Source organism: Pseudoduganella aquatica (genome assembly GCF_009857595.1).
GTDB classification, from domain to species: Bacteria; Pseudomonadota; Gammaproteobacteria; order Burkholderiales; family Burkholderiaceae_D; genus Rugamonas; species Rugamonas aquatica_A.
Genome location: NZ_WWCU01000003.1, coordinates 81,745 through 99,573 on the forward strand (window position 1 = coordinate 81,745; position 17,829 = coordinate 99,573).

The 17,829-nt window shown below is 66.1% G+C and carries 14 protein-coding genes; 1 reads left to right on the plus strand and 13 read right to left on the minus strand.

What is annotated here, in order from left to right; genetic code table 11:
- Window positions 1-100: 100 nt before the first annotated feature.
- Window positions 101-1,234, plus strand: a complete 1,134-nt coding sequence (locus GTP77_RS03960; protein ID WP_161070875.1) for an MFS transporter — start codon at window positions 101-103, stop codon at window positions 1,232-1,234.
- A gap of 176 nt (window positions 1,235-1,410) precedes the next feature.
- Here the strand turns inward: GTP77_RS03960 and GTP77_RS03965 are convergent, their stop codons facing one another.
- From GTP77_RS03965 to GTP77_RS04025, 13 genes are all read right to left on the minus strand, one after another.
- A complete protein-coding gene (locus GTP77_RS03965; RefSeq protein WP_161070876.1) occupies window positions 1,411-4,143 on the minus strand; it encodes a nitrate reductase in 2,733 nt (910 codons plus the stop codon).
- 19 nt (window positions 4,144-4,162) lie between these two features.
- The gene (locus GTP77_RS03970; RefSeq protein WP_161070877.1) at window positions 4,163-5,371 is read right to left on the minus strand and encodes an NAD(P)/FAD-dependent oxidoreductase; all 1,209 of its coding nucleotides are present in this window, start codon (window positions 5,369-5,371) and stop codon (window positions 4,163-4,165) included.
- Window positions 5,371-5,718 (minus strand): nitrite reductase small subunit NirD, encoded by a 348-nt coding sequence (nirD, locus tag GTP77_RS03975; protein WP_161070878.1) that lies wholly within the window; start codon window positions 5,716-5,718, stop codon window positions 5,371-5,373. Before nirD ends, GTP77_RS03970 begins: the two co-directional genes overlap by 1 nt.
- Before the next feature lie 11 nt (window positions 5,719-5,729).
- Window positions 5,730-8,261, minus strand: coding sequence for a nitrite reductase large subunit NirB (gene nirB, locus GTP77_RS03980; protein ID WP_161070879.1), 2,532 nt, complete (start codon window positions 8,259-8,261; stop codon window positions 5,730-5,732).
- Between the two features lie 18 nt (window positions 8,262-8,279).
- The gene (locus GTP77_RS03985) at window positions 8,280-9,578 is read right to left on the minus strand and encodes an MFS transporter (protein ID WP_161070880.1); all 1,299 of its coding nucleotides are present in this window, start codon (window positions 9,576-9,578) and stop codon (window positions 8,280-8,282) included.
- Between the two features lie 213 nt (window positions 9,579-9,791).
- Window positions 9,792-10,595: a uroporphyrinogen-III C-methyltransferase gene (gene cobA / locus GTP77_RS03990; RefSeq protein ID WP_161070881.1), complete on the minus strand. Its 804-nt coding sequence runs from the start codon at window positions 10,593-10,595 to the stop codon at window positions 9,792-9,794.
- A gap of 23 nt (window positions 10,596-10,618) precedes the next feature.
- The gene (locus tag GTP77_RS03995; RefSeq protein ID WP_161070882.1) at window positions 10,619-11,299 is read right to left on the minus strand and encodes a methyl-accepting chemotaxis protein; all 681 of its coding nucleotides are present in this window, start codon (window positions 11,297-11,299) and stop codon (window positions 10,619-10,621) included.
- A gap of 32 nt (window positions 11,300-11,331) precedes the next feature.
- Window positions 11,332-12,474, minus strand: a complete 1,143-nt coding sequence (locus tag GTP77_RS04000; protein WP_161070883.1) for a CmpA/NrtA family ABC transporter substrate-binding protein — start codon at window positions 12,472-12,474, stop codon at window positions 11,332-11,334.
- A gap of 47 nt (window positions 12,475-12,521) precedes the next feature.
- Window positions 12,522-13,139, minus strand: coding sequence for an ANTAR domain-containing response regulator (locus GTP77_RS04005; protein WP_161070884.1), 618 nt, complete (start codon window positions 13,137-13,139; stop codon window positions 12,522-12,524).
- A gap of 62 nt (window positions 13,140-13,201) precedes the next feature.
- Entirely contained in the window at window positions 13,202-14,452 is a 1,251-nt protein-coding gene (locus GTP77_RS04010) for a dipeptidase (RefSeq protein ID WP_161070885.1), read from the minus strand.
- Between the two features lie 93 nt (window positions 14,453-14,545).
- Complete coding sequence (locus GTP77_RS04015; RefSeq protein WP_161070886.1) at window positions 14,546-16,249, minus strand: methyl-accepting chemotaxis protein; 1,704 nt, start codon at window positions 16,247-16,249, stop codon at window positions 14,546-14,548.
- 80 nt (window positions 16,250-16,329) lie between these two features.
- Window positions 16,330-16,743 (minus strand): BLUF domain-containing protein, encoded by a 414-nt coding sequence (locus GTP77_RS04020; protein ID WP_161070887.1) that lies wholly within the window; start codon window positions 16,741-16,743, stop codon window positions 16,330-16,332.
- Between the two features lie 56 nt (window positions 16,744-16,799).
- Window positions 16,800-17,726, minus strand: a complete 927-nt coding sequence (locus GTP77_RS04025) for a MerR family transcriptional regulator (protein ID WP_161070888.1) — start codon at window positions 17,724-17,726, stop codon at window positions 16,800-16,802.
- Between the last annotated feature and the right edge of the window lie 103 nt (window positions 17,727-17,829).

Here is a 17,829-nt window from a genome sequence, read left to right on the forward strand (position 1 = left end):
CTTCAGTCTCTATGCAGAGGCCTCCGTTTAAGCGATAAGCCAATTTATCACATTTCGGGATTTGCTATCATCACGGCTAACACAGCATTGCGAAAATACATTGAAACATCTGCCCTGGCGCGACTTCTTCGCGCTCATCCTCAGCATAGGCGTGGTCGGACTCGGCCTCGGCGCCACCATTCCCCTCACCGCCCTCACGCTGGACCAGCGCGGCGCGGGCGCGCACGTCATCGGCCTGGTGACGGCGGCCAGCGCGCTCGGCATCCTCGGCTCGGCGCCTTTCGTCACCGGCTGGGTGGCGCGCTTCGGGCCGCGCGGCACCATGATAGGCGCGGTGTGGGTGGCCGCGCTGTCCACCGTCCTGATGCAGATCATGGACAACCTGTGGCTGTGGGGCGCGCTGCGCTTCGTGTTCGGCGCCACCATGGGCGTGCTGTTCACGGTGGGCGAGGCGTGGGTGAACCGGCTCGCGCCGGACAACTCGCGCGGCCGCGTGGTGGCCATCTACACCACCAGCTTCACGCTGTTTCAACTGGCCGGGCCTGCTCTGGTGGCGGCGCTGAACGGCAAGGTGGCGTGGAGTTTCGCGGCCTGCGGCGGCCTGTTCCTGCTGGCTTTGCCGGGGCTGGGGCTGATCAGCGCGGCGCGCGCCGCCGGCAGCGATGAGCCGCATCCGCCCTGGCAGAGCGTGCTGCCCAGGATGCCGATGATCGTGATGGGCGCAGCCTTCTTCGCCCTGTTCGATACGCTGATACTGAGCTTCCTGCCCGTGTATGCGATCCGCCAGGGCATCATGACGGAGCTGGCGCTGCTGTCGGCCACGGTGGTGCTGGTGGGCGATACGGCGCTGCAGTTCGCCATGGGATGGCTGGCGGACCGCTACGGCCGCCGGCGCGTGCACATTGCTTGCGGCGTGGCGGTGTGCCTGCTGCTGCCGCTGCTGCCTTTTGCAGCCGGCACGCCTTGGCTGTGGTGGACTTTGCTGGTGGCGCTGGGCGCGGCGGCGGGGGCGATCTATATGCTGTCGCTGGTGGCCTGCGGAGAGAAGTTCAGCGGGCCGTCGCTGACCACGGCCAGCGCGGTGGTCAACGCCTCCTGGGGCGTGGCCAGCGCGGGCGGGCCGCTGGTGACGGGGGTGCTGATGCAGAGCGCAGGGATACAGGCGCTGCCCGCCGTGCTGTTTGCGGGCTGCGCGCTGTTTCTCGCCAGCGCGTGGTGGGAGCGGCGCGCCTAGGCCGCAGGCGGCGCTTTGGCGGGTTACGGCGTACCGCCTAACCCGCCCTACGCGGCTCGCCATTTCGTGGATCCGTGGGTTCGTGGGTCCGTGGGTTCGTGGGTCTGCGGGTGCGTGGGGCCGTGGGTGCGTGCGTAGGGCGGGCTAGCGCGGGACGCGCGTAACCCGCCAAGGCGTCACGCCGGCGCGTGCGCTGCGATCTCCAGCCGCGTCTCGGCCAGCAGCTTCTTCAGCTCCGGCACGCAGGAACCGCAATTGCCGCCGGCTTTCAGGCAGGCCGTCACCTCCGGCACCGACTTCAGATCCTGGTCCCGTATCGCCGAGCAGATCGTATTGCGGCCAACGCCGAAGCACGAGCACACGGTCGGTCCCACATCCACACCCTTCTTCAGCGGGCGCCCGATCAGCAGGCTGGCGCGGTCCGCGTCGGCCAGCTGCGGCTCGGCGAACAGGCCCGCCAGCCAGCCGCGCGCCGGCAGGTCCAGGCGCGGCGACAGGAAAATGCACTGCTCGATGCGGTCGTCCACCACGTGCACGGCGCGGTACATGCCCTCGGTACGGTCGGCATATTCAAGCCAGTCCGCATCCGGGTCCTGCACGCCCAGCAGCTCGCGCGCCCACTCGCTGAAATCGCTGATGGTGTTGCGCCCGGCCAGTTCGTAGCGCGCGAAGTCCTTGCCCTGGATGCGGGTCCAGTGCGCCACACTGTCCAGATCCAGCTCGCTGCGGCTCAGGATAAAGGCATGCCAGCTCACGCGGAACTGCTCGATGCGCACCGGCGTGTGCTTGAACTCCGGCTCGCCCGACACCGGGTCCACCACCGGATTGACCACGCCGCCCACGCGCGCGTCCGACGAAGTCTGGCCGCTCCAGTGGATGGGAATGAACACGCCGCCGCGCGCGATGCCGCCGCCGTGCTGCACGCGCGCCACCATCGAACCCCACTGGCTGGTCACGCGCGCCAGCTCGCCCTCGCGCACGCCATGGATCAGCGCATCCTGCGGGTGCATGTCGATGAACGACTCCGGCACGTGGTCGGCCAGCTTGGCCGAGCGGCCGGTGCGCGTCATGGTGTGCCACTGGTCGCGCACGCGGCCGGTGTTCAGCGACAGCGGGAAATCCTCGTCAACCGGGTGCACCGGCAGGCGCGGCACGGTGGCGATAAAACGCGCCTTGCCGTCCGGATGGGAGTAGCGGCCGTCCTCGAACAGGCGCGCGGTGCCGCCGTCCACACCCACATGCTGCAGAACCGGCCACTGCACCGGCGCCAAAGTGTCGAAGGCGCTGCGGTCCATGCGCGACAGGCCGCCGATATTGAACACGCGCGGCAAATCATCCGCGCTGTTGCGCCACGCGCTCAACTGCGCGTGCTCGTCGAACACCTCGTGCACGCCGGCGAAATCGAAACCGGCGTAGCCCATGCGCTGCGCGAACTGCGAAATAATCCACCAGTCGCCGCGCGCCTCGCCCGGCGCAGGCAGGAAGGGACGCTGGCGCGAAATGCGGCGCTCGGAATTGGTGACGGTGCCGTCCTTCTCGCCCCAGCCCAGCGCGGGCAGCAGCACGTCCGCGTAGGCATTGGTGTCGGTGTCCTGGATGATGTCCGAGGCCACCACCAGCTCGCACTTGGCCAGCGCGCGCTTGACCTGATCCGCGTTCGGCAGGCTCACCACCGGATTGGTGGCCATGATCCACACTGCCTTCACGCGGCCTGCTTCGATCGCCTCGAACAGGTCCACCGCTTTCAGGCCCGGCTTGTCCGCCATGCGCGGCGAGTCCCAGAAGGTCTGCACCGCGTCGCGGTGGGCGCAGTTGTCCAGATCCAGGTGGGCGGCCAGCATATTGGCCAGGCCGCCCACTTCGCGGCCGCCCATGGCGTTGGGCTGGCCGGTAATGGAGAACGGCCCCATGCCCGGCTTGCCGATGCGGCCTCCGATCAGGTGGCAGTTGATGATGCTGTTGGCCTTGTCGGTGCCGGCCGACGACTGGTTCACGCCCATGGAGAAGGCGGTGATGACCTTGGCCGTGCCGGCGAAGGACTCGTAGAATTCCATCAGCGCGGCCAGGCTGATCTTGCAGGCCTTGGCGACGGCGGCCGGGTCGGCGCAATCGACTTCGGCGGCGGCCAGCGCGGCCTCGAAGCCGCTGGTATGCGCCGCCAAGTATTCCGGATCCACCGCGCCGATGCGCGACAGATAGCTCAGCAGGCCGTTGAACAGCCACACGTCCGTGCCCGGCTTGACGGGCAGGTGCAGGTCGGCCAGTTCGCAGGTGGCGGTGCGGCGCGGATCGACTACCACCAGTTTCAGGTTGGGCCGCTTCTCGCGCTCGCGGGCGATGCGCTGGAACAGGATGGGATGGCACCACGCCATGTTCGAGCCCACCAGCACGATCATGTCCGCCAGCTCCAGGTCCTCATAGCAGACCGGCACCAGGTCCTCGCCGAAGGCGCGCTTGTGGCCGGCCACGGCGGACGACATGCACAGGCGCGAGTTGGTGTCGATGTTGGCGCTGCCGACGTAGCCCTTCATCAGCTTGTTGGCGGCGTAGTAGTCCTCGGTCAGCAGCTGGCCGGACACGTACAGCGCCACCGCGTCCGGGCCATGTTCGGCGATGACGGCCTTCCATTTGTCGGCCACCTGGCCCAGGGCCTCGTCCCAGGTCACGCGGCGCAGCGACCCGGAGCCGCGCGCATCGCGCACTTGCGGATACAGCAGGCGGCCCTCCAGGCCCACCGTCTCGCCCAGCGCCGAACCCTTGACGCACAGCTTGCCCAGGTTGGCCGGATGGTCCTTGTCGCCGGCCACGGCCACCGTGCCATCGCCCTTGGGCGTCGCCTTCACGCCGCAGCCCACGCCGCAATACGCGCAGGTGGTTTGTACCGACAGATTATCTTGAGACAGGTTCACGATGTTTCTCACTCAATTTTTACGCGGCGCATAGGGCTTGGCCGAACAGCAGGTGCTGGCGTATCGGGGTGATGTCGGTGCGGTTCTGGATCAGGTCGTAGTACCAGGGGCCGTCCTGCACGTCGCCGTACAGCACGGCGCCGGTGACGCAGCCGTCCTTCAGCACCAGGCGCTTGTAGACGCCGCGCCTGGCGTCGCGCAGCACCAGGTCTTCGCTGCCTTCGCCGCCGATGAAGTCGCCCACCGAGTACAGGTCCACGCCCGTCACTTTCAGGCGCGTAGGGGAGCTTTGCTGCACGTAGCGGCGGTGCCCGGCGCCGGCCAGGTGGGCGCCGCATACGCGCGCCTGCTCCCAGATCGGCGCCACCAGGCCAAACGTGGCGCTGCGGTGCTGCACGCATTCGCCCACGGCGTAGACGCGCGGGTCGTAGGTTTGCAGCGTGTCGTCCACCACAATGGCGCGGTCGCAGTGCAGGCCGGCTTCCTTCGCCAGCGCGATATTGGGACGCACGCCGGCCGTCATCACCACCAGGTCGGCAGGGATTTCGCTGCCGTCCTTGAAGCGCACCGCCGTTACGCGGTCCGGACCGGCGATTTCGGCGGTCTGCGCGTTGAGCAGGAAGTTCAGGCCTTTGTTTTCCAGCGCCTTCTGCAGCAGTTGCGCGGCCGGTTTGTCGAGCTGCTGGTTCATCAGGGTGTCGGTAACGTGCACCACCGTGACCTGCATGCCCTGGCGCAGCAGGCCGTTGGCGGCCTCCAGCCCAAGCAGGCCGCCGCCGATGACGACGGCGTGCTTGTGGTTGCGCGCCGCTTCGACCATCGTTTCCACGTCCTGGATGTCGCGGAAGGCGATCACGCCGGGCAGCTGGTGGCCGGGCACGGGGATGATGAAGGGCTTGGAACCGGTCGCCAGCAGCAGGCGGTCGTAGCGCACTTCCTTGCCGGACTGCGCGCGCACGATGCGCTTGCGGCGGTCGATGTGCACCACCGGGTCGCCGGCGTGCAGCGTGATGTGGTGCTTCTCGTACCATTCGCGCGTGTGCAGCATGATGTCTTCAACCGTCTTTTCGCCCGCCAGCACCGGCGAGAGCAGGATGCGGTTGTAGTTGCCGTATGGTTCGGCGCCGAACACGGTGATGTCGTACAGGTCCGGCGCGAGCTTGTGCAGCTCTTCGACGGTGCGCATGCCCGCCATGCCGTTGCCGATGACGACCAGTGCGGGTTTCATTACGCACCCACCCAGACTTTGCCGCCGTCGATGCGCGCCGGGTAGGTGGCCACCGAGTGCTCGGGGGCTTCCAGGCACTCGCCGGTCTGCAGGTCGAAGTGGTGCTTGTAGATCGGCGAGGCGACCACGATGCGTTCGCCCAGGCTGCCGACCAGGCCGCGCGAGAGCACGGAGGCCTGCGAGTTGGGGTCGTAGTTGTGGATGGCGAACACGCGCTGCTCGCCGTCGTTCACGTGGAACACGGCCACGTGCTCGCCTTGCAGCAGCGCGCACACGCCGGTGTTGGGGACGATGTCGTCCAGCGCGCAAACTGCGGTCCAGCGGTCGTTTTGGATGTCGCGGTGCATGGTGGTTCTCCTCAAGCTACTTTGATCGGGATGACGACGGCTTTGCGCTCTTCCAGCGTGGCCGGGCGGATCTGGCCGCGCTCTTCCATGAAGATGACGTTCGGGTCGGCCTGCTCGCTGTTGACGAAGTGGCGGAAGCGCTTGCGCGTTTCCGGGTCGTTGACGGCGGCTTTCCATTCGCACTCGTAGGTGTCGACCACGCTTTGCATTTCGGCTTCCAGCTCGGCGGCGATGTTCAGCTTGTCCTTGATGACCACGTCCTTCAGGTAATCCAGGCCGCCTTCCAGGTTGTCGCGCCAGGTGCTGGTGCGCTGCAGGCGGTCGGCGGTGCGGGTGTAGAACATCAGGAAGCGGTCGATGTACTGCACCAGCGTGGCCTTGTCCAGGTCGGAGGCGATCAGCTCGGCGTGGCGCGGCTTCATGCCGCCGTTGCCGCACACGTAGAGGTTCCAGCCCTTTTCGGTGGCGATGATGCCGACGTCCTTGCCTTGCGCTTCGGCGCATTCGCGGGTGCAGCCGGAGACGCCGAACTTGATCTTGTGCGGCGTGCGCAGGCCCTTGTAGCGGTTTTCCAGTTCGATGGCCAGGCCCACGCTGTCGTCCACGCCGTAGCGGCACCAGGTGGAGCCGACGCAGGATTTCACGGTGCGCAGCGATTTGCCGTAGGCGTGGCCGGTTTCGAAGCCGGCCGCGATCAGCTCTTCCCAGATCAGCGGCAGCTGCTCGACGCGCGCGCCGAACAGGTCGACCCGCTGGCCGCCGGTGATCTTGGTGTACAGGCCGTATTTCTTGGCCACGGTGCCGACGGCGATCAGGCCGTCGGCCGTGACTTCGCCGCCCGGCATGCGCGGCACCACGGAGTAGGTGCCGTCCTTCTGGATATTGCCCAGGAAGTAGTCGTTGGTGTCCTGCAGGCTGGCGTGTTCCTTCTTCAGCACGAAGTCGTTCCAGCAGGAGGCCAGGATGCTGGCGGCCAGCGGCTTGCAGACGTCGCAGCCCAGGCCCTTGCCGTGCTGCGCCAGCAGCGCGTCGAAGGTGCGGATCTGGCCGACGCGGATCAGGTGGTACAGCTCCTGGCGCGAGTAGGCGAAGTGTTCGCAGACGTGGTTGTTCACGTCCATGCCCTGCTTCTTCATTTCGGCTTTCATCACCTGCGTGACCAGCGGCACGCAGCCGCCGCAGGCGGTGCCGGCCTTGGTGCAGGATTTGACCGCGCCGATGCTGGTGGCGCCGTCGGCCACGGCGGCGCAGATGGCGCCCTTCGAGATGTCGTTGCAGGAGCAGATCTGGGCGCTGTCGGGCAGCGCGTCCACGCCCAGGCCGGGCTTGGCTTTGCCGTCCGACTGCGGCAGGATGAGGAACTCGGGCGAGTCCGGCAGCTCTATCTTGTTGAGCATCATTTGCAGCAGGGTGCCGTATTCGCTGGCGTCGCCCACCATCACGCCGCCCAGCAGGTAGCGGCCGCAGCTCGACACCACGATCTTCTTGTAGATCTGCTTGCGCTCGTCCATGAACTGGTACACGCGGCTGCCTTCTTCCTTGCCGTGCGGGTCGCCGATGGAGGCCACGTCCACGCCCATCAGTTTCAGCTTGGTGCTCATGTCGGCGCCGTTGAATTCGGCCGCTTCGCCCAGCAGGTGCTTGGCCGCCACGCGCGCCATTTCATAGCCGGGGGCCACCAGGCCGTAGACCATGCCGCCCCACAGCGCGCACTCGCCGATGGCGTAGATGTCGCGGTCCGAGGTCATGCAGTTGTTGTCGATGACGATGCCGCCGCGCGGGCCGACTTCCAGGCCGCTTTCCTTGGCCAGCATGTCGCGCGGGCGGATGCCGGCCGAGAACACGATCATGTCGGCGTCCAGGTGGGAGCCGTCGGCGAATTGCATGCGGTGGGTGCCGTCCACGCCGTCCACGATGGCGGTGGTGTTCTTCGCCGTGTGCACGGTCACGCCCAGCGCTTCGATCTTGGAGCGCAGCACGCGCGCGCCGCCGTCGTCCACCTGCACCGCCATCAGGCGCGGCGAGAATTCCACCACGTGGGTGTCCAGCTTCATGTCGCGCAGGGCCTTGGCGCATTCCAGGCCGAGCAGGCCGCCGCCGATCACCACGCCGGTCTTGGAGCGCTTGCCGCATTCGAGCATGGCTTCCAGGTCTTCTATGGTGCGGTAGACGAAGCAGTCCTTGCGGTCCTTGCCCGGCAGCGGCGGCACGAAGGGGAAGGAGCCGGTGGCCATCACCAGCTTGTCGTAGCTGAGCACATCGCCGTCGCTGGTGGTGACGGTCTTGGCGGCCGCGTCGATCGCCGTGGCGCGGGCGTTCAGGCGCAGCACCATGTCGTCGCGATCGAAGAAGCCCGGCTTGACCAGGGACAGGTCTTCCGCGCTTTTGCCGGCGAAGAATTCGGACAGGTGCACGCGGTCGTAGGCGGGACGCGGTTCCTCGCACAGGATGGTGACGTTCAGCGCAGTACCGGCGCCGTGCGTGGCCAGGCTTTCAAGGAATTTGTGGCCTACCATGCCGTGGCCGATGACGATGATGTTCATTGCTTTGCTCCTAGATTCTTAAGCTGCGGCCAGGGCCGATTCTTCTTGCGCTGCGCTGCCGAAGCGCGCGGCGATGGCGCACAGCGCCGAGGCGCCGACCAGCACGCCGAGGATGCTCAGGGTTTGCTGCACGTCGCCGCCCATGCCCTTCATGAGGAAGCCCGCCGCCACCGCGCCGACGTTGCCGCCCGCGCCGATGATGCCGGCCACGCCGCCCAGGGCGCGCTTGTCGACGAAGGGCACCAGCGCGTAGGTGGCGCCGCAGGCCATGTGGGTGAACAGGCCGAACACCAGCATGGCGATCACCGCGAAGGCGACGCTTTCGGCGCGGGAGAACCACAGCAGGCCCAGGCCTTCGCCTATCATCATGATGAACAGCAGCGTGACGCGGCTGTTCAGGTTGCCGCGCAGCGCGGCCTTGTCCGAGATCCAGCCGCCCAGGGCACGGGCGAACAGCGCCAGCAGGCCGAAGCTGCCGGCGGCCATGCCGGCCTGGCCCAGCGACAGTTTGAAGTGGTCGGTGTAGTAGACGGCGGCGATGTTGTGGATGAAGATCTCCACGCCGAAGCAGGCGCCGTAGGTGACGAACAGCAGCCACACGCGGTAGTTGGTGGCGGCCAGCTTGAAGCTGTCCCAGCCGCCTTTTTTCCCTCCCTCGATGGCGATGCCGGCGGCGCGCAGCTCGCTGTAATTGCCTTGCGGGCAGTCCTGGGTGAATTTGTAGTAGACCACGGCCATGATGAGCATCAGCACGCCCGGCACCACCAGGGCGGCGCGCCAGCCCAGCGTTTCGTTCACGCCCAGCATGACCATGGCGGCCATCAGCAGCGGCATCAGCGCTTGCGCGGCGCCGCCGCCGGCGTTACCCCAGCCTGCGGCGGCCGCGTTGGCGGTGCCCACCACGTTGGAGGCGAACATCACCGAGGTGTGGTACTGGGTGATGACGAAGCTGGCGCCCACCGCGCCGATCAGCAAACGGAAAAATAAAAAGCTTTCGTAGCTCTGCGACGCGGCCACGCCCAGCACGGGAATGGCGCCCAGCAGCAGCAGGCCGGTGTAGGCTTTGCGCGGGCCGAAATGGTCGCACAGCGGGCCGATGATCAGGCGCACGATGATGGTGATGGCCACCGCCGCGATGTTGATGTTGGCGACCTGCGCCATCGTCAGGCCGAATTCGCCTTTAATGACCGGCATCAGCGGCGCGCAGGCGAACCAGGCGAAGAAGCAGATGAAGAAGGCCATCCAGGTCAGGTGGAAGGCACGCATCGGCGGCGTGGAGATCGTGAAGAGCTTGATGCTGTTAGCTTTGCTGGCCATTTTTTTATCCCGTCTAGAAAACAAAAAAGCGTCCGCGCAGCCTTGATCTAACTCAAGCTGGGCGGACGCCGTTGTCCTGCCAGTCCGTCGTTAGACCAGCGCATTTGTTTGGGGGATCGCCATTGATCCTGTCCTTATCCTTTGCAAGAGGCGTGCCAGACAGGAAGCAGGCGGTTTGCGGGGCTAGGGACCGATATTATTTCTTCAATGAAATTAATTCAGGGTGCCGGTGGCATATTGCGGTGCAAAAGCGCACAGCGATGGTGCACCATTGCGTGCATCGTCCGGCCAGGCGTCGGCGCAGCGCACCACGTCGCCCACCACGATGATGCTGGGGCTGCCCAGTCCGCTGGCGGCCAGCGCCTGCGGCAGCTCGCCCAGCGTGGTGACCAGCTGGCGCTGCGCCTCGCGCGTGGCCGACTGCACCACCGCCACCGGCGTGTCCGCGCGCGCGCCGCCCGCCAGCAGGCCGGCCTGGATGGCGGCGCAGCGCGCCACGCCCATATAGATCACCAGCGTCAGGCCGCTTTGCGCCAGCGCCGGCCAGTTCGGCTCGGCCCCGGCGTCCTTGCCGTGGCCGGTGACGAAGACCGCGCCCTGGCTCCAGGAGCGGTGCGTGAGCGGAATGCCGATGCTGGACGGCGCGGCCAGGCCACTGCTGATGCCGGGCACCACGTCCACTTCGATGCCGTGCGCCAGCAGCTGCGCGCGCTCCTCGCCGCCGCGCCCGAACAGATAGGGGTCGCCGCCTTTCAGGCGCACCACGCTGTGGCCGGCGCGCGCCTCGGCGATCATCAGGCGCTCGATGAATTCCTGCGGCGTGGACTGGCAGCCGCCGCGCTTGCCCACCTGGATCACGCGCGCCTGCGGCGAGGCGCAGGCCAGGATGTCCGGATTCACCAGGTCGTCCACCAGCAGCACGTCGGCGGCGGCGATGGCCTTGGCGGCCTTGATGGTGAGCAGGTCCGGGTCGCCGGGACCGGCGCCCACCAGGGTGACTTTGCCTTGCTTGTTCATACCGTTCTCCTATCCCCTATGCCCTATGCGTTGGCGGCGGTCAGCGCCGCTTTCACCATGTCGTCGATTTCGCCGGTGATGTTGGACAGCACGCCCGCCACCACGGCGAACTCGCGCCCCGCGAAGCCGGCCCGCGCCGCCACGATGCGGGCGTTGAAGGACACCATCTTGGCCTGCTTGGCGATGGTCTCGATTTCCGTGATCACGCCGCGCAGCTGCTTTTTCATCAGCAGCGCGTGCTTTTTGGACTGTTCTTCATAGATGGCGGTGATCTGGTTGAGCAGCGCCAGCACCGGCGTGGTCATTTCCACCAGCTGCGCCAGCTGGGCGGCAGCGCGGGGCGAACCGGGCGCGCTCTCGGCCGCCTCCAGGGTGCGCTCGGCCAGGCCCATGAAGTCCTGGATCTGGCGGTCGCCGCCGGTGCGGCCGAAATAGACTTCCTCCAGCTCCGGGCAGAAGATGCCGGGCACCGTGTCGCTGCCGTTCACCAGCGCGTGGTGCGCGCCGCGGAACAGCGCCAGCGCCTCGCGCGCAGTGGCGGCGGCGTTTTCCTGCCCCTGCCCCGCCAGCACCGCGTACAGCACCAGGCGCTGCGACGTGAAGCGGCGCCGGCCGGACAGGTTGATCAGTGCGCCGAATACTTCCCCGGACAGCGCGGGCGCCTCGTTTTTCATGGCCAGTGCGGCCGATCCGTAATTTGCCATCTGCACCCTCTTGGTATTGGTTTACAGCCTCGCTACTGCCTGATGCTGAAGGACGCCGCATAGCGTTCCGGGTTGCTGCCATCCCACTGCTTGCCATCCATCAGTGTGGAGCTGCGCAGAACGCCTTGCGGCACGGGTGTCTCCGTCATGTCCGCTGCTTCGCGGTATAGCTTTATCTGGTGGACTGCGCTGGCCACGGCCAGGTAGTCGGGATCGGCCTTGAGCAGGCCCCAGCGCCGTTGCTGGGTCATGAACCACATGCCGTCCGACAGGAAGGGGAAATTCACCGCGCCCTCGTGGTGGAAGCGCAGCGGATGCGGGTCCTCCCAGCTCTTGCCCAGGCCGTCCTGGTAGTGGCCGAGGATGCGCGCGCTGATCACGTCCTTGCTGGTGTTCACATAGGGCACGGCCGAAATAATCTCGGCCATGGCCATGCGGTTGGCGGCGCTGGCGTCTATCCAGCGGCTGGCCTCCAGCACGGCGGCGATCACCGCGCGGCAGGTGTTGGGGTGGGCGCGCGCGAACTCGGCCGAGGTGGCCAGCACTTTTTCCGGGTGCTCGGGCCAGATCTGCTGGCTGGTGGCGGCGGTGATGCCGATGCCGTCCATGACCGCGCGGTGGCCCCAGGGTTCGCCTGCGCAGAAGCCGTCCATATGGCCGGCGCCGAGGTTGGACACCATTTGTGCCGGCGGCACCGTGATCACGCGCGCATGGCGCATGGGGTCGATGCCGTGCGCCGCCATCCAGTAGTACAGCCACATGGCATGGGTGCCGGTGGGGAAGGTCTGGGCGAAGGTGTAGGTGCGCGGCGCGCTTTGCATCAGCGCGGCCAGCGTGGCGCCGTCCACCGCGCCCTGCTCGGCCAGGCGGCGCGACAGGGTGATGGCCTGGCCGTTGCGGTTCAGATTCATCAGGATGGCCATGTCGCGCTTTTGCCAGCCCACGCCCAGCTGGGTGCCGTACACCATGCCGTACAGCGAGTGGGCCGCGTCCAGCTCGCCGCTGAGCAGCTTGTCGCGCACGCCGGCCCAGGACGATTCCTTGCTCGGCACGATCTTGATGCCGTATTTTTCATCAAAGCCCAGCACCGCAGCCATGACGACGGAGGCGCAGTCGGTCAGCGGGTTGAACCCTATCCTGACCATTTGCTTTTCCGGTGCCGCATGCTTCGTCATCGCTCTTTTCCTCTAAAAAATGCACTGTCTTGGTGCGATGCACCAAATCAGCCTAGCAAATCCTCTACGTCGAGAATGCGCTGGGCGATCTCGGCGAGCTTCAAATTCTTGTTCATGGCCATGGTGCGCAGCTTCTGGTAGGCCGCGTCCTCGGTCATGCCGTGGCGGGTCATGAGCAGGCCCTTGGCGCGGTCGATGACCTTGCGCTCGGCCAGTTTGTGGCGGGTGTCGTCCAGTTCGGCGAGCAGCTTCTGCTCCTGCTTGAAGCGCGCCAGCGCCACGTTGAGCACCGGCTTGATGCGCTCGGCCTGCAGTCCCGCCACGATATAGGCGGACACGCCGGCCGCCATGGCGGCTTCCATGCTGGAAGTGGCGTCGTCCTCGGTAAACATGACGATGGGGCGGCGCTCGTCGCGGGTGGCGATGACGATGTGCTCGAGCACGTCGCGCGCGTCCGATTCGGCGTCGATGATGATCATGTCGGGCTGCAGCAGGGCGATCTGCTCGGGCAGATGCATGTCGGCCGGGAGCGAGGCCACGATCTCGTAGCCCGCTTCCTGCAGGCCCACGTTCAGCGCCTGCGCGCGCAGCGCCGCGTCGGCCGCCTGGACCACCACGATACGGAGGGGGCGCGCCGGGGGCGCTGATTGTCGCTTGGATGCCATCTTGGGGTGCTCTGATTCCATGCAGGGTAACTAGCAAGAATCAAACCACCTCCGAACGATCACTATTTTGGCGGGAGTTTCGACGGCAACGCCGCGAGGGAAGGGGCGCGCTCTTTCTGCAGGCGGGCGGCGACCTGTTCGGCCTTGGCGAAGGCGCGGATAAGATTGCCACCGGCCAACTTGGCGAGGTCGGCGTCCTTCCAGCCGCGCTGGATCAGTTCGGCGAACAGGGCCGGGTAGGTGGACACGTCCTGCAGGCCCTCGGTGGTGGCGCCGCCGTCGAAGTCGGCGGCCAGGCCCACATGGTCCACGCCGGCCACCTTGGCCACATGGTCGATATGGTCGGCCACCTGCTTCAGGGTGGCCTTGGGCGCGGCGCCGGCCTCCTTGATGTAGGCCGCCTCCACCACTTTATAGGCCGCGCTGCCGCGGTCCACGGTCTTGGTGCGGGCCGCCAGGCCGTCTTTCCAGCGCTTGTAGTCGTTGGAGACGAAGGCCGGCACGAAAGTCACCATCACCACGCCGCCGTTGGCCGCCACGCGGGCCAGCACGTCGTCCGGCACGTTGCGCGGGTGGTCCACCAGGGCGCGGGCGCTGGAATGGGAGAAGATGACGGGCGCCTCGCTGGTGTCGATCGCCTGGCGCATCACGTCCGGGCTGGTGTGGCTCAGGTCCACCAGCATGCCCAGGCGGTTCATCTCGCGCACCACTTCCTTGCCGAACGCGGTGAGGCCGCCGTTGCGCGGCTGGTCCAGGGCGGCGTCGGCCCAGTCCAGGGTCACGTTGTGGGTCAGCGTCATGTAGCGGGCGCCCAGGTCGTAATAGGCGCGCAGCGCGCCCAGGCTGTTCTCCAGCACGTGGCCGCCCTCCATGCCGAGGAAGCTGGCCACCTTGCCGGCCTTGCGGGCCTTGGCGATGTCGCTGCTGCGGGTGGCCAGCACCAGGCGCTCGGGGTAGCGCGCGATCATGCGCTTGGTCAGGTCGATCTGCTCCAGTTGGGTGCGCGCCCAGCCCTGCTTCAATTCGCCCGGCACGTAGACGCTCCAGAACTGCACCGCCACGCGGCCTTCCTTCAGGCGCGGCAAGTCGGTCTGCTGGACGTTGGGCTTGCGCAGGTCGTAGGCGTCCACGTCCATGGGGTGGGCCTCGTCCTCGCGTATGGTCCACGGCAAGTCATTATGGCCATCGACCAGCGGCACCTTGTCCAGCAGCGCCTTGGCGTGCTTGAGCGCCGCATCGGCCGGTACGGCTTCGGCGGCGTGGGCGGCGGCGGTGAATCCGAGGGCGAGCAGCAGGGCGCAAGCGTGACGCATAAGATGGCTTTCATTGGATGGCAGGACAGCCATCTTAACCATTTTTTGGGCCAGCATCACCTGCGGCGGCATCCCCGGCCGAACCGGGACGGCTTAAAACTCGGCCCATTCCTCGCTCTTGGCGGGCGCGGCGGCCTTGGCCGGCGCCAGCTGTTTCAGCGGGGCTGGGCGCTGCGCCTGGCGTGCCCCGGCCTGGCCAGGCTGGCTTGCCGTCCAAACGGCCGATGCCGGCGCAGGGTCGCGCTCGCCCAGCCGGAACACGCTGACGGCGCCCGACAAGGTCATCGCCTGGTCCTGCATGGCGCTGGAGGCAGCGGCAGCCTGTTCCACCAGCGCCGCATTTTGCTGGGTCACCTGGTCCATCTGTGCAATGGCCTCGTTGACCTGTTCAATGCCGGTTCGCTGCTCCTCGCTGGCGGCCGCGATGTCGCTGATGATGCTGTTGACGCGCTGCACGCTTTGCACCACTTCCTCCATGGTGGCGCCGGCCCGGTCGACCAGCTTGCTGCCCTGGTCGACCTTGGCGACGGAGTCGTCAATCAGGGTCTTGATCTCTTTCGCGGCGCCGGCCGAACGCTGGGCCAGGTTGCGCACTTCGGTGGCGACCACGGCAAAGCCGCGCCCCTGCTCGCCGGCGCGCGCCGCCTCGACGGCCGCGTTGAGCGCCAGGATATTGGTCTGGAAGGCGATCCCGTCGATGACACCGATGATGTCGACAATCTTGCGCGCCGATTCGTTGATCGAGGCCATGGTGTCCACAACTTCCGCCACCATGGCGCCGCCGCGCACCGCCACGCTGGAGGCGGAATCCGCCAGGTCACGGGCTTCCCGCGCGCTATCGGCATTCTGCTTCACGGTCGAGGTCAGCTCCTCCATCGACGAGGCGGTTTCCTCCAGCGAACTGGCCTGCTGTTCCGTGCGCGAGGACAAGTCCATATTCCCGGCCGAGATTTCTGCCGATGCCGTCGCGATCGTGTCCGTGCCGTTGCGGACGTTTTGCACGATGCCCACCAGCGCCGTGGTCATCTGGCTCAGGGCCAGCATCAGCGCGCCGGTTTCATCTTTGCTGCGGACGTCGATCTGGCCGCCCAGGTCGCCCTGCGCCACCCGCTGCGCCACCGCCACCGCCTGGTGCAGCGGGCGCGTGATATTCCTGGCCAGCAGCACAGCAAGCACTGCCGCCAGCAGCGCCGCCACCAGCCCGCCACCTATCATCACGATGTCGGTGCGCTGGCGCTGCTGCTCGGCGCTCTCGGAGCGATGTTTCAGCAGACCCTGCTCTTCCTGCTTGACCAGACGCAGCACGGCGCGCATGCCGTCCATGCCGGCCTTGCCCCTGTTCGACTGCTCCAGCGCGGCAACCGCAGCCATGGCCTCGGGGGCGTCGCCAGCGCTGCGCCGTCGCGCAATGGCCGGGTCAATGGCGTCGGCCAGCCATTTCCGCTGCGCCTCCGCCAGATCCTTCAGGCGTTGCTGCTGGGCGGGGTTGTCCGCTGTCAGCTCGCGCAGCTTGTCCAGATGCAGGCTGAAGTCCTTCTTGCCCTCCTGGTAGGGCTCGAGCGAGGCGTCTTTGCCGGTCAGCGCATAGCCGCGCTGCCCGGTCTCGATATTGATCAGGCTTTCAAGCACGGCGGCTGCTTCGCCCAGCACTTCATAGGTGTGCACGTTCAGCTTGTTGGCGGCACTGAGCCGGCCAAAATTGTTCTCGGCCAGCGTCACCAGTCCAACCAGCAGGACAACGATGACACCAAATGCCAGGTACAGCCGCGCACCGATTTTTAAGTTGGAGAGTGTCATAGGTCTATCTCGAATGTAGGCGTTGATAAAAACGCAGGCGCCGGACTTGCGACGCCGGTTGCCAGCTTTGCTGGCGGGAATTAATCCTTGAAGATTCTCAGCAGCGTGACCGCCGGCGACGCCGCGCCGATCTTGCGGTCCGTTTTGGCCGCGTCTATCACTTCCACCAGCTGGTCGTATTTGTCCGCCTGGCGGTCGTCCAGGTTGGTCATGTTCATGCTCCAGCGCGTAAAGGTGCGGAACTTGGCCGGCTCGTTGTAGAGAATGCGGGAATGCTTGTGGCGCGGGTCCTTTTCAATCTTCCTGTAGAGCGCATTGAGCGTCTCCAGCGGCCCCTCCAGCACCTGCAGAAACCAGCCACCGTTGTAGAACAGGCTACCGGTCACGTCCATGGTTTGATTGTTTTCCTTGGCGGTTTTGAGGATCTCGAGCAAGGCCTCGCTCGACATTTTTCGCGTCGCCTGGCTGATGTAGACCAACTGATTGATGGACATGTGTTTTCCTTTGATGGTGATGCTTCGAAATTGGTATTCCAACCGCAGGCGCTTGCTTACACCGCGACCCGTGACAGCGCCACCTGATGTGCCAGTCGGTACTTGTGCAGGGTGGCGCCAAGTTGATCGAGCGTTGCCATTAGCTTGATGCCGCGCGGCGAACGGTCCAGCCCGGCCACACCGGCGCCGCCGACCCAGATCTCCACCGCTTGCGGCACAGCGGCGCGCAGCGATTTCAAATATGGCGGGATGCGTCGCCTCGGAAAGGCGGCGCTAAAGGAAAGGCAGACGATATCGGCCCGGTAGTCGCGTATCGCATGCGGAATTTCTTCCAGCGGCGTCTGTGCGCCCAGCGAGATGCAGCAGGCCCCGTGCAGCGATGTCAGCGCCTCCGCCATGAGCAGGCCCATCGTATGCAGTTCCCCGGATGGCGTGGTGACCAGGATGCGCGGCAGCCCATCGGGCTTGCTGACCGCCGATAACTCTTCCCGTAGCAGGTTCTGTATGACTTCCGTGTACACATGCTCATCGCGAATGCCGATCTCGCCGCGTTCCCAGGCCTGCCCCACTGCGACGTTCAGCGCGCACATCACTTCGAGCACGAATTTTTCCAGCCCGAGCAGACCGACTTCCTGCTTCAACCGTTGCGTCAAAGCGCTGCGGTCGCGGCAGCGCAGCAGGGCCATCAATTCCGCCATCACGCCTGTGTCCACCTGGGCGGAAACCGGCGCTTCTTCGTGTGCGAGGAGCAGCGATTGCAGACCTTCTTCATCCAGCGGCACCACTTGGGAGGGACGCATGCCGCGGTCGATCAGACGCTTGATGAGCTTCAGACGCAGCACCTGGTGTTGGGCATAAGTCCGGTGGCTACTGGCGTCACGCTCGGGTACCGGAAAACCGTAGCGCTCCTCCCATTTGCGCAGCACTTCCTTGGAGACGCCGGTCTCCAGTGAAATACTTGCAATTGTGAGCATATTTGCCATGAAAAACCATAAAATGTCGAAATGTCCTAGACAAATTATCGTTTAACGATGGACTGAGCGCAACGGTTTATTACTGAATGGCCATTTAAAATTCCTATCGGCA

Excerpts from the sequence above, each read along its gene's own strand:
- GTP77_RS03985 (WP_161070880.1), bottom strand. The coding sequence starts at position 9,578 with ATGGCCAGCAAAGCTAACAGCATCAAGCTCTTCACGATCTCCACGCCG.
- nirD (WP_161070878.1), bottom strand. The coding sequence starts at position 5,718 with ATGCACCGCGACATCCAAAACGACCGCTGGACCGCAGTTTGCGCGCTG.
- GTP77_RS04020 (WP_161070887.1), bottom strand. The coding sequence starts at position 16,743 with ATGTCCATCAATCAGTTGGTCTACATCAGCCAGGCGACGCGAAAAATG.
- GTP77_RS03970 (WP_161070877.1), bottom strand. The coding sequence starts at position 5,371 with ATGAAACCCGCACTGGTCGTCATCGGCAACGGCATGGCGGGCATGCGC.
- GTP77_RS04010 (WP_161070885.1), bottom strand. The coding sequence starts at position 14,452 with ATGCGTCACGCTTGCGCCCTGCTGCTCGCCCTCGGATTCACCGCCGCC.
- GTP77_RS04025 (WP_161070888.1), bottom strand. The coding sequence starts at position 17,726 with ATGGCAAATATGCTCACAATTGCAAGTATTTCACTGGAGACCGGCGTC.
- GTP77_RS03995 (WP_161070882.1), bottom strand. The coding sequence starts at position 11,299 with ATGGCAAATTACGGATCGGCCGCACTGGCCATGAAAAACGAGGCGCCC.
- GTP77_RS04005 (WP_161070884.1), bottom strand. The coding sequence starts at position 13,139 with ATGGCATCCAAGCGACAATCAGCGCCCCCGGCGCGCCCCCTCCGTATC.
- GTP77_RS04000 (WP_161070883.1), bottom strand. The coding sequence starts at position 12,474 with ATGACGAAGCATGCGGCACCGGAAAAGCAAATGGTCAGGATAGGGTTC.
- cobA (WP_161070881.1), bottom strand. The coding sequence starts at position 10,595 with ATGAACAAGCAAGGCAAAGTCACCCTGGTGGGCGCCGGTCCCGGCGAC.
- GTP77_RS04015 (WP_161070886.1), bottom strand. The coding sequence starts at position 16,249 with ATGACACTCTCCAACTTAAAAATCGGTGCGCGGCTGTACCTGGCATTT.
- nirB (WP_161070879.1), bottom strand. The coding sequence starts at position 8,261 with ATGAACATCATCGTCATCGGCCACGGCATGGTAGGCCACAAATTCCTT.